A 10974-nucleotide genomic window follows, 5' to 3' on the forward strand; every position below is an offset into this window, starting at 1 on the left:
CATGAGTGAACACGGCCGCCACGAACTCCCGCCCGACGAGGGCCCCGCCGAGGGCGGGGGCGGCCGCTCGCAGGCCGTGTTCGGGGTACTGGCCGTGTTGCTGTGCCTGCTGCTCGGGGTGGGGATCGCCACCCAGGTCCGGCAGACCGATTCCGGTGACTCGCTGGAGACCGCCCGTCCGGCCGACCTGGTGGTGCTGCTCGACTCGCTGCAGCAGCGCGAGGCAGCACTGAACACCGAGGTCGCCGACCTGCAGCAGACGTTGAGCGAGTTGCAGACCTCCGGCAGCGACGACCAGGCCGCGATCGAGAACGCCAGAGCTCGGCTGGCCGCGCTGTCGATCCTGATCGGCACCATCGCCGCGACCGGGCCCGGCGTGACGTTGACCATCGCCGACCCCGCCCAGGGGGTGGGCTCGGAGACCATGCTCGACGTGATCAACGAGCTGCGCGCCGCGGGCGCCGAGGCGATGGAGATCCGCGGGCAGCAGGACGGCCGACCGGTGTCGGTGCGGGTCGGAGTGTCCACCTGGATCGTCGGCAGGCCCGGGGCGCTGGTCGTCGACTCCGTCACCATGGGGCCCGCCTACACCGTCGTCGCGATCGGCGACCCGCCCACGCTGGCCGCCGCGATGAACATTCCCGGCGGCGCGATGGACAGCGTCGAACGCGTCGGCGGCACCATGGTGGTGGAACAATCCGAGCGGGTCGACGTCACCGCCTTGCGGCAACCGAAACCGCGCCAATACGCTCAGCCCGTCAAATGACCCACACCGATCAAGGAGCGCCGTGAGCGAGATTCCCGCCGACTTGTCCTACACCGCCGAACACGAGTGGGTGCAGCAGACCGGCGACGACACGGTGCGTGTCGGCATCACCGACTACGCGCAGTCCGCGCTGGGCGACGTCGTGTTCGTCCAACTGCCCGACGTCGGTGCCCAGCTCACGGCGGGGGAGTCGTTCGGAGAGGTCGAGTCCACGAAGTCGGTGTCGGACCTCTACGCCCCGATCACCGCCAAAGTCGTTGCCGTCAACGACGAATTGGAGAGCAATCCGCAGCTGGTCAACTCCGACCCGTACGGCGAGGGCTGGCTGGTGGAACTGCAGGCCGACGCCGGCTCGCTGCAGGGAAGCCTGGACGGTCTGCTCGACGCGGAGGGCTACCGCACCCACGCAACGGACTGAGGTGTTGTTAGGGTCGTTCAGACAGACCGGAACGCGACGTGCGGATCCGGCAGTGGATGGCACAACGCGGTCGTATGCGCGGTACGGTCGACACCAGCGGTGCATCGGGCTGGAGGTCCGGCCGGGTATCGCCAAGCAGCCAGTAAGGAGCAGCGGGTGACGGACAAGGACTTCAACGCCGGGGCCGACTCTGACGAGGTCACCGTGGAGACCACTTCGGTGTTCCGCGCGGACTTCCTCAACGAGCTCGACGCGCCGCCCGCAGCGGGCGGCGACAGCGCGGTCTCGGGGGTCGAGGGCCTTCCGGTCGGCTCGGCACTGCTGGTCGTCAAGCGCGGCCCGAACGCCGGGTCGCGGTTCTTGCTCGACCAGCCGACCACGTCGGCGGGCCGCCACCCCGACAGCGACATCTTCCTCGACGACGTCACCGTCAGCCGCAGGCATGCGGAGTTCCGGCTGGAGGGCGGCGAGTTCCAGGTCGTCGACGTCGGCAGCCTCAACGGCACCTACGTCAACCGCGAGCCGGTCGACTCGGCCGTGCTGGTCAACGGCGACGAGGTGCAGATCGGCAAGTTCCGCCTGGTGTTCCTGACCGGGCCCAAGGGCGCCGACGGTGGCGCTTCCGAATGAGTGACTCCGCCCGGTAAGCAGCGATGACGCAACCCGACACACCGTCACTTCGCGGGATGTCGATCGGCGTCGTCCTGGATCTGCTGCGCGACGAGTTCCCCGACGTCACCATCTCCAAGATCCGTTTCCTGGAGGCCGAGGGGCTCGTCACGCCCGAGCGCACCGCGTCCGGATACCGGCGATTCACCGCCTACGACTGCGCCCGGCTGAGGTTCATCCTCACCGCGCAGCGCGATCACTATCTGCCGCTGAAGGTGATCAAAGCCCAGCTGGACGCCCAGCCCGATGGCGAACTGCCACAGCCGGGTTCGGCGTACACCACGCCGCGCCTGGTGTCGGTGGGCGGGGACGTCGCGGACGCGCGCCGGCACGGCGGCACCCACTCAGGCCCGGCTGACCCGCGAGGACCTGCTGGAACGCTCCGGCGTGGGCGAGGACCTGCTGGCCGCGCTGGTCAAGGCCGGCATCATCACCCCGATCTTCAAGGGTGCGGGCACGAGCTTCTATGACGAGCACTCCGTGGTGATCGCCCAGTGCGCACGCGCCCTGGGTGACTACGGCGTGGAGCCCCGTCACCTGCGGGCGTTCCGCTCCGCGGCCGACCGGCAGTCCGACCTGATCGCGCAGATCGCCGGCCCGGTCGGCAAGGGCGGCAAGGCCGGAGCCCGCGACCGGGCCGACGATCTGGCCCGTGAAGTGGCCGCGTTGGCGATCACGTTGCACACGTCGTTGATCAAGTCGGCCGTACGCGACGTTCTGGATCGCTGAGGACTAGACTCGAGGGACGGGTTCGTCGGCGTGCGGAGGGTAGGCACACATGGGTGAGGTTCGTGTGATCGGCATTCGCGTTGAGCCGCCCCAGAACCAGCCCGTGCTGTTGCTGCGGGAGTCCAACGGCGACCGTTACCTCCCGATCTGGATCGGCCAGTCCGAGGCCGCCGCCATCGCTCTCGAACAGCAGGGCGTGGAACCGCTGCGGCCCATGACCCACGACCTGTTCCGAGATGTGATTGCCGCGCTCGGCCATTCACTCAAAGAAGTGCGCATCGTGGATCTGCAGGAGGGCACCTTCTACGCGGACCTGATCTTCGACCGGGACATCAAGGTCTCGGCGCGTCCGTCCGACTCGGTGGCGATCGCGCTGCGCGTCGGCGTGCCCATCTACGTCGAGGAGGCCGTGCTCGCCGAGGCCGGCCTGCTGATCCCCGACGAGAGCGACGAGGAGTCCGGTCCGGTTCGCGAGGACGAGGTGGAGAAGTTCAAGGAATTCCTCGACAGCGTCTCGCCCGACGATTTCAAGGCGACCTGAACCGGTCGCCGATCTTGGTCACGGATCCGTCTCGTCAGGTTCGACACGCGGTGCGGGTTTTCTGAAACCCCGAATCGGGCAGCCATACTTGGGGCCGACGGGCAGTCAACAGACGCCGTCAAGCGTATGCTCGAGCGAGGCTCGGGCAGGGTGTAAGCGGGGGTTGAGTGCGCCCACGCAGGTCAGAGTCAAGATCGGCGAGAGGATTCGCAAGTGGGAGACAGGCCACGCCAGGAGCAACTGGACCTCACCACCGGCTCCCCACAGGCCGACGGCCCCCGTGTGACGACCGAGCCCGTGCAGGGCGGGTTGTTCCCCGACGACTCGGTGCCTGACGAGTTGGTGGGCTACCGTGGGCCCAGCGCGTGCCAGATCGCCGGCATCACCTACCGCCAGCTCGACTACTGGGCGCGTACCTCACTGGTGGTGCCGTCCATCCGCGGCGCGGCGGGCTCGGGCAGCCAGCGGCTGTACTCGTTCAAGGACATCCTCGTCCTCAAGATCGTCAAGCGACTTCTCGACACCGGCATCTCGCTGCACAACATCCGCGTCGCGGTCGACCACCTGCGCCAGCGCGGCGTGCAGGATCTGGCCAACATCACGCTGTTCTCCGACGGCACCACGGTCTACGAGTGCACCTCGGCCGAGGAAGTGGTCGATCTGCTGCAGGGTGGCCAGGGCGTGTTCGGCATCGCGGTGTCCGGGGCGATGCGTGAACTCACCGGCGCGATCGCGGACTTCCCCGGCGAGCGCGCCGACGGCGGGGAGTCGATCTCCGCGCCCGAGGACGAGTTGGCGTCGCGGCGCAAGACCCGGGACCGCAAGATCGGTTAGCCAGTTCTGCAGAGAGGGCCGCTTCGGCGGCCCTTTTTTGTTGCCCGCGACGGCATGGCGTTGGACACACCATCGGTGGCGCAGGCCTGGGTGTCGTTGCTCACATCGCGCTTCCCGGGCTCGTCCATGCGACCAACGCGTGCTGCACCCGGGTCACCACCACGGGTTTTCCGGCCCTCTGACCGGTAGGCAAAACCTGCATTCAACCGTGGCGGCGTTTCCGCCGTGTAACAACGAAGTATCCACTGCGGCAGTTAATTTCATGTTACGAGGCATCAGTTTGACAGATACAAGCGGCCGCTTTTGACTGCTTGACGCGGTCCAGCCTCACCTCGGAATCTTGACCGATCGCACCGGCGACGAAGCCGGCACCGATGTCGAGCACCGCCGAAACTTGTTCGCGTGGAAGGATTTTTATGAAGTCATTACCGAAGGTGATCGCGATGTGCGGTCTGGCCGCATCGCTGACCCTGTCCTCGTGCTCAAGCAACAACGAGAATCCCTCCGGTGCAACGGAACTGATGCTGGCCGTGGAGACCAGTGCCGGAGATCCGCTGGCGGACATGTTGCTTGCCTTCGCCGACGAAGTGCAGAACGAGCTCGGCGACTCGGTGTCGCTCACGGTGCAGACCGGCGGCGCCATCGGCGACGAGGAGGCGGTGCTGCAGGGTCTGCGAGCCGGCGCGATCGACGTCGCCGCGGTGAGCGGGTCGGTGGCGAACCTGGACCCGACCTTCAGCATCATGGACATGCCGTTCGTGTTCACCGATCGCGACAAGGTCGTGGAGTTCCTCGACGGGCCCTACGGTGACGAGCTCAGCGACTCGCTGGTGGAATCCGTGGGCGCGCGGGTCCTCGGGTTCGGCGAGAACGGATTCCGCCACATCACCAACAACAAGCGGCCCATCGTCACCTCGGAAGACCTGGCGGGGCTGAAGATCCGGGTGCCCGGAAACCCGGCGCGTGTCGCGCTGTTCGAGGCCCTCGGCGCCGCCCCCACCCAGATCGACATCGGCGAGGCCTACCTGGCGCTGGACCAGGGTGTGCTCGACGGACAGGAGAACCCGCTCAAGGTCATCGACGCGTTCTCCTTCTACGAGAAGCAGCGCTACCTGTCGCTGACCTCACACATCTACAGCCCGGTGTACCTGACGATCAACGAGGACACCTGGCAGGGACTGTCGCCGGAGATCCAGCAGGGCCTGGAGAAGGCCGCTGCCGCCGCGGCGGAGACCAGCCGCAATTCCGGTGCCGAAGCCGACCAGCAACTGCTGGCCAAGTTCGAAGCTGCCGGCGTGGAGGTCAACGACGCCGACGTGCAGCAGCTCAGCGAGGCCGTCATCGAGGTGCGCGAGCAGATCGCCGACGAGATCCCCGGTGACTTCGCCGACCGCGTCCTGTCGGAGTACCGCCAGTGACCCCCGCCCAGCAGACTCAGCGGCCCCGGCTGCCGCTGGGCGCACTGAACACCGCGAGCCGAATCGGACTGGTGTACATGGCTTCCAGCACGCTGATGGAGGCCGAGATGTACGCGATGGCCACACCGGCGGCCACCGTGCACACCAGCCGGGTGACCCTGCCCAGCGTCACCGTCGACGGCATCGACGCGATGATGCGGTCACCGGAGCTGCGCACCGCGGTGGAACTGGTGGCGCAGGCCCCGCTGGACGTCCTGGTCTTCGGGGGCACCAGCGCATCGTTCCTGCACGGCACGGAGTGGGACCGCATGCTGGTGGGCCATCTCGAGGAGTGGAGCGGCCTGGAGGGCCGGTGCACCACCACCTCCACGGCCAGCATCGCCGCGCTCAAGGCGGTCGGCGCCGGCCCGATCAGCCTGGTCACCCCGTACCGGCAGGAGGTGATCGACCGCGCGACCCGGTTCTTCGGGGACAACGGCCATCCGGTGGTGGCCAGCGTCGGGCTCGGGATCACCAGCGACTGGGAACTGGCCCAGGTGCCGCTGGAGCAGATCTACGACCTCGCCGTGGCGACCGACACCAGCGAGTCCAGCGCGGTGTTCATCAGCTGCACCAACTTCGCCAGCGTCGGGGCCATCGCGGCACTGGAGACCGCACTGGGCAAGCCGGTGATCAGCGCGGTGCAGGCGTCGTTCTGGTACGCACTGGAGATCGCCGACGTGCACGCGGCCCGGCCCGGGTTCGGCACCCTGATGGACAACCGCCTCGCGCCGGCGACAGGAGACCGGCCATGACGACAGTGCCCGGGGCGCACCACCCCATCGCCGAACCCGACGACGTCGCCATGCAGTTCGACTCCACGGTCGGCGTGGATCCGGTCCCGGGCACCCACACGCTGATCGACCGGGTGCTGGAGGTGCTGGCCGCCTCGGCGCTGACGGCGATCACGCTGATCCTGTTCGCCAACGCGGTGCTGCGCTTCGCGTTCAACGCGCCGCTGGGCTGGACCGAGGAACTGGTGACCGGGCTGATGCTGTGGCTGACCATGCTGGGGTTCACCCTCGGCGTGCGGCGGCGGGAATCGATCTCGATCCGCGCCTTCGTCGGCCGGCTGTCGATCCGCAACCAGGTGTGGCTACGGCTGGCCACCGACCTGCTCACCGCCGCGGTGCTGCTACACCTGGCCTGGTTCGCCTACCTCTACGTCACCAAGTTCGGTGACGATCCCGTCCCGTACCTCCGGCTGCCCAGCGGTTTCTTCACCGCGGCGCTGCCGATCGGTGCACTGGCCGCGGCGCTGATCGTGCTGTTCCAGCTCCCCGGCTGCCGGGCGGCGATCCTGCGTCAGATCGACGAGGAGAAGGAGTGACACTCGCAATCACCCTGGCCGTGATCGTCGGCCTGCTGCTGCTGGGCACCCCGCTGATCATCGCGATGGCGGGCGGTGTCGCGCTGTACGCGACGCTGGCCGGCTCCTGGATGCTGCAGTACCCCCAACAGGTCACCGACGGGATGAGCAGTTTCGTGCTGCTGGCCATGCCGCTGTTCATCCTGGCCGGGGTGGTGATGAACGCCGGCGGTATCGCCGAGCGGGTATTCGCGTTCGCGCGCAGCCTTTTCGGGCCGTTGCCGGGCGGGCTGGCGCAGGTGAACGTGTCGACCAGCCTGTTCTTCGGCGGCATGGTGGGCACTTCGGTCGCCGACCTGGCCGGCACCGGGTCGACGATCATCCCGCAGATGCGCAAGCACGGATACCCGGGGGCCTACTCGGCTGCGGTGACGGCCTCCTCGTCGGGCATCGGCCCGCTGATCCCGCCGTCGTCGCCGTTGATCCTGTACGCCGCGGCCACCGGCACCTCGCTGGGCGCCCTGTTCCTGGCCGGCATCATCCCCGGCCTGATCCTGACCGTGGTGCTCATGGTGGTGGTGGCCGTCCAGGCCAAGCGCAACGGCTGGGGCGAGAAACTCCCGTTCAGCTGGGCCGAGGTCTGGCGCACCGGCCGCGGGTCGATCCTGGCCTTCGGCGTCCCGGTGCTCGTAGTGCTCGGCCTGGTGCTGGGGCTGTTCACCCCGACCGAATCAGGCGCCTTCGCCGTCGTGTACGCGATCGTCATCTCCACGGTGCTGTTGCGCACGCTGGGGATGCGCAAGCTCTACCGGTGTCTGGTCGAGGCCGCGGTGCTGACCGGCGAGGTGATGCTGATCGTCGGGGTGTCGGTCGCGCTCGGCGCGGTGCTGGCGATGGCCGGACTTCCCAAGGCGCTCACCGACTTCGCCACCATGATCGTGCCCGGCGACGTCCAGATCGGTTACGTCGTGGTGCTGGCGCTGACGGCGATCCTGGCCGGCATGCTCTTCGACCCGCTGATCCCGGTGATCATGCCGGTGATGCTGCCGACGATGATCGCGGTGGGCATCGACCCGGTGCACTTCGGCGTCATCATCGTGCTCACCGTCATCATCGGCCAGGTCACCCCACCGGTGGCGATGTCGCTGGTGGTCGCTGCCAAGATCGCCAAGGTCGACGCGTGGAACGTGTTGCGCGCCAACACACCGTTCCTGCTGGCCACCATCGCGGTACTGGCGCTGGTCATCGTGTTCCCGCCGCTGGCGACGTGGCTGCCGACGGTGCTGGGCGGGCCGTGACCGGCGTGGACCAGCTGCGGGGCATCTCGCTGACGCAGCTGCGGTACTTCATCCGGGTCGCCGAACGCGAGAGCATGACGCGGGCGGCCGAGGACCTGTTCGTGGCTCAGTCCGCGGTGTCCTCGGCCGTCGCCCACCTGGAGAAGGAGCTCGGGGTCCAGCTGTTCATCCGACGCCACGCCAGGGGCCTGATCCTCACCGCGGCCGGCAAGGAACTGCTGCTGCGGGCCCGCCAGACGCTCACCGCGCTGGCCGAGGCGCTGGAGATGATCGCCGGTGACGCGCAGACGTTCCTGGGGCCGCTGCAGGTGGTGTGCTTCAGCCCGCTCGCCCCGTTCTATTTGCCGTCGATCCTGGCCGGGCTCAAGCGCGAGCATCCGGGCCTGGAGGTGCACGTCACCGAGGCGGTGGCCGGCGAGGTCGGCCAGTACCTGGAATCCGGCAGGGCCGAGGTGGCACTGACCTACGATCTGGCCCTCGGTGACGGTATCGATCGCGACGTGCTGGCCGAGATACCGCCGTACGCTGCCCTTCCCGCGTCCCACCGGCTGGCCGGGGCGCGCAGCGTGCGGTTGGCCGACCTGGTGGACGAGCCGATGATCCTGGTCGACCTTCCCCACAGTCGCGACTATTTCCTCGGCGCGTTCACCGAGCGTGGCATGCACCCCAACGTGCAGTACCGGTCGAGCAGCTACGAGACCGTCCGCGCGATGGTGGCCCAGGAGCACGGTTTCAGCCTGTTGCACCAGCGCCCGGCCACCGACACCACCTATGCAGGCGGCCGGGTGGTGGCGGTGCCGCTGGCCGACGAGATCGCGCCGCTGCGGGTCGTCGTGGCGACTCTGCAATCCATGCGGATGAGCAGGCGGGCAGGCGCGTTCGCCGAACGGTGCCGCACCGTGGTGACCGCGAACGGATGACGCACCAGCGCCACACATCTCCTGGCGTGATGCATTGGATCTGTTAATCCGAAGTCGAACAACGCAATTGACTGTTTGCCAGGGCGCCGCGCAGCGCCTTGGATCGAACGGGAACCACCGACACACACTGGAGGACACACTGTGAGCGGCATCGAACCGACGTACGTCGAAACCCCCTCGGGCCGAATGCACGTCGTCACCAAGAACGGGCATCTGGACGGGCCGTGTCTGGTGCTGCTGCACCAGACCCCGCGAAGCTGGGACGAATTCCGCGCCGTGGCCGACCTGCTCGACGGCTATCGCCTCGTGATACCGGATCTGCCCGGATACGGTGGTTCGGAGCCGTTGCGCGACAACACGATCGAAGCGACCGCTGCGGCGGTGCTCGGGGTGCTCGACGCGCTGCGCGTGCCGTACGCGCACCTGGTCGGCCATCACTTCGGCGGGCTGGTCGCCTATCACCTGGCGGTGTCCGCACCTGAGCGCGTGCTCTCGTTGGTGCTGTCGTCGACGCCGTTCATCGATGCCGCCGAACGGGACCGCCGCCGGGACGCGCCGCCGTTCAACCACTTCCCGGCCACCGCCGACGGGGAACACCTCGCGCAGCTGTGGCGGCGCCGCAGTGAGTACCTGGCGCACCCCGATCCCGAGGTCCAGAGCCGCTACGTCCGCGATGTGCTGGCGCAGCCGGATCCCGACCGCGGCCACGCGGCCGTCGCCGCGTACCGGTCCGAGGACGGGGTGGGCCGCTACGGGGGACAGGTGCTGTGCCTGGCCTCGGCCCGCGACCCCCGGGCCTTTCCCCGACGCGCGCAGATCCTGGCCGCGTTCCCACAGGCCACCGAACATGTTCTGGCCGAAGGTGACATCTCCAGCCCCGAGACCTGTCCCGGCGAGTTCGCGCAGGCGGTGCTCGACTTCCACACCGGGCTGGTGCTGCGATGACCGTCAGCGAGACGATGTCGGCCGCCGTGCTGCGCGACCCGGGCGCACCGGAGCCACTGCGCATCGAGCGGGTGCCGACCCCGCAGCCCGGCCCCGGCGAAGTGCTGGTGGCCGTCGGTGCGCTCGGCCTCAACAACGCCGAGATCCTCCAGTGTCGCGGCGCGATGCCCGCACCGGCCGGTGGGGTTCCGGGCCTGGAATGCGCGGGTTCCGTCGTGGCCGTCGGGGCAGGGGTGGCGACCCCGCGCCTCGGGGACCGGGTCGCGGTGCTGGCCCGGGCCGGCACCTACGCCGAGTACGTCGCCGTCCCCGTGGGGGCGTGCCTGCGGATTCCCGACGAACTGGACCTGGTGGCCGCCGCCGCGCTGCCGGAAGCCGCCGCCACCGCGTGGTGGAATCTGGCGCACCGGGGCCGGTTGCGGGCGGGGGAGCGGGTCCTGGTCCACGGCGCAGCCGGGGGAGTCGGGTCGTTGGCAGTCCAGCTGGCCCGCGGCCTGGGCGCCACCGTCATCGGCACCGCGCGGGGTCCCGCCAAGACCGCACTGTGCGCCGAGCTCGGGTGCCATCACGTGATCGACTACGGCGCCGAGGACGTGTTCGGCGCGCTGCGCCGGATCGTGCCCGGCGGGGTGGACGTCGTGCTGGACAACCAGGGCGCGGCCACCGTCGCCGACAACATCGCGGCGCTGGCGCCGCAGGGCCGGCTGGTCGTCGTCGGGGTGGCCTCCGGGACCGACGCGGCGGTGGACCTCGGGGCGCTGATGGCCGGGACGGTGGAGATCTCGTCGTCGAGTCTGGGCCGGCTCGACGACGACACCCGCAGCGCGCTCTGCCGGGAGGTCGAAACGGAGATCCTGCCGAAGGTGGTCACCGGATCGGTGCGCCCGGTGCTGGATGCCGCGTCGTTCACCTTCGACGAGATCGCTACAGCCCAAAGGCGATTCACCGCGCCGGACCGGATCGGAAAGGTCACGGTGACGATGCCCGGCTACATCGTCAAAACCGATGCAAACCAGCGGAACTAACTCTTTGCCTGATGGCCGGGCGGCGGGCAGCATCGTAGGTGCGGACGCCGATGCCGCCTTCCG

The 10974-nt window shown here is 68.8% G+C and carries 12 protein-coding genes and 1 pseudogene; all 13 read left to right on the forward strand.

Annotated features, from left to right (window positions below):
* The first annotated feature begins 1 nt into the window (after position 1).
* The 13 genes and pseudogenes from C6A87_RS14195 (at position 2) to C6A87_RS14255 (ending at position 10911) form a co-directional block, all read left to right on the forward strand.
* On the forward strand, positions 2-766 hold the full coding sequence (locus C6A87_RS14195; protein WP_311117776.1) for a DUF881 domain-containing protein: 765 nt from the start codon (positions 2-4) through the stop codon (positions 764-766).
* A gap of 22 nt (positions 767-788) precedes the next feature.
* On the forward strand, positions 789-1184 hold the full coding sequence (gcvH, locus tag C6A87_RS14200) for a glycine cleavage system protein GcvH (protein WP_311117777.1): 396 nt from the start codon (positions 789-791) through the stop codon (positions 1182-1184).
* Between the two features lie 156 nt (positions 1185-1340).
* Entirely contained in the window at positions 1341-1814 is a 474-nt protein-coding gene (gene garA / locus C6A87_RS14205) for a glycogen accumulation regulator GarA (protein WP_003932243.1), read from the forward strand.
* Between the two features lie 23 nt (positions 1815-1837).
* Positions 1838-2582 (forward strand): annotated as a pseudogene (locus C6A87_RS14210) (MerR family transcriptional regulator).
* Positions 2583-2631: 49 nt separating this feature from the next.
* Positions 2632-3123, forward strand: a complete 492-nt coding sequence (locus C6A87_RS14215; protein ID WP_311117778.1) for a bifunctional nuclease family protein — start codon at positions 2632-2634, stop codon at positions 3121-3123.
* A gap of 213 nt (positions 3124-3336) precedes the next feature.
* Positions 3337-3957, forward strand: a complete 621-nt coding sequence (locus C6A87_RS14220) for a MerR family transcriptional regulator (RefSeq protein ID WP_311117779.1) — start codon at positions 3337-3339, stop codon at positions 3955-3957.
* Between the two features lie 416 nt (positions 3958-4373).
* Complete coding sequence (locus C6A87_RS14225) at positions 4374-5375, forward strand: TRAP transporter substrate-binding protein (protein ID WP_311117780.1); 1002 nt, start codon at positions 4374-4376, stop codon at positions 5373-5375.
* Positions 5372-6169 carry an Asp/Glu racemase gene (locus C6A87_RS14230; RefSeq protein WP_311117781.1) on the forward strand — a complete coding sequence of 266 codons (798 nt, stop codon included), beginning with the start codon at positions 5372-5374 and terminating at the stop codon, positions 6167-6169. Before C6A87_RS14225 ends, C6A87_RS14230 begins: the two co-directional genes overlap by 4 nt.
* Positions 6166-6744 (forward strand): TRAP transporter small permease, encoded by a 579-nt coding sequence (locus C6A87_RS14235; RefSeq protein WP_311117782.1) that lies wholly within the window; start codon positions 6166-6168, stop codon positions 6742-6744. Before C6A87_RS14230 ends, C6A87_RS14235 begins: the two co-directional genes overlap by 4 nt.
* On the forward strand, positions 6741-8021 hold the full coding sequence (locus tag C6A87_RS14240) for a TRAP transporter large permease (RefSeq protein WP_311117783.1): 1281 nt from the start codon (positions 6741-6743) through the stop codon (positions 8019-8021). Before C6A87_RS14235 ends, C6A87_RS14240 begins: the two co-directional genes overlap by 4 nt.
* Positions 8018-8941, forward strand: coding sequence for a LysR family transcriptional regulator (locus tag C6A87_RS14245; RefSeq protein WP_311117784.1), 924 nt, complete (start codon positions 8018-8020; stop codon positions 8939-8941). The genes C6A87_RS14240 and C6A87_RS14245 overlap by 4 nt, the downstream gene beginning before the upstream one ends.
* A 141-nt stretch (positions 8942-9082) precedes the next feature.
* A complete protein-coding gene (locus C6A87_RS14250) occupies positions 9083-9886 on the forward strand; it encodes an alpha/beta hydrolase (RefSeq protein WP_311117785.1) in 804 nt (267 codons plus the stop codon).
* The gene (locus C6A87_RS14255) at positions 9883-10911 is read left to right on the forward strand and encodes a zinc-binding dehydrogenase (RefSeq protein ID WP_311117786.1); all 1029 of its coding nucleotides are present in this window, start codon (positions 9883-9885) and stop codon (positions 10909-10911) included. The genes C6A87_RS14250 and C6A87_RS14255 overlap by 4 nt, the downstream gene beginning before the upstream one ends.
* Positions 10912-10974: the final 63 nt, after the last annotated feature.

The organism is Mycobacterium sp. ITM-2016-00317 (genome assembly GCF_002968295.1).
GTDB lineage: Bacteria > Actinomycetota > Actinomycetes > Mycobacteriales > Mycobacteriaceae > Mycobacterium.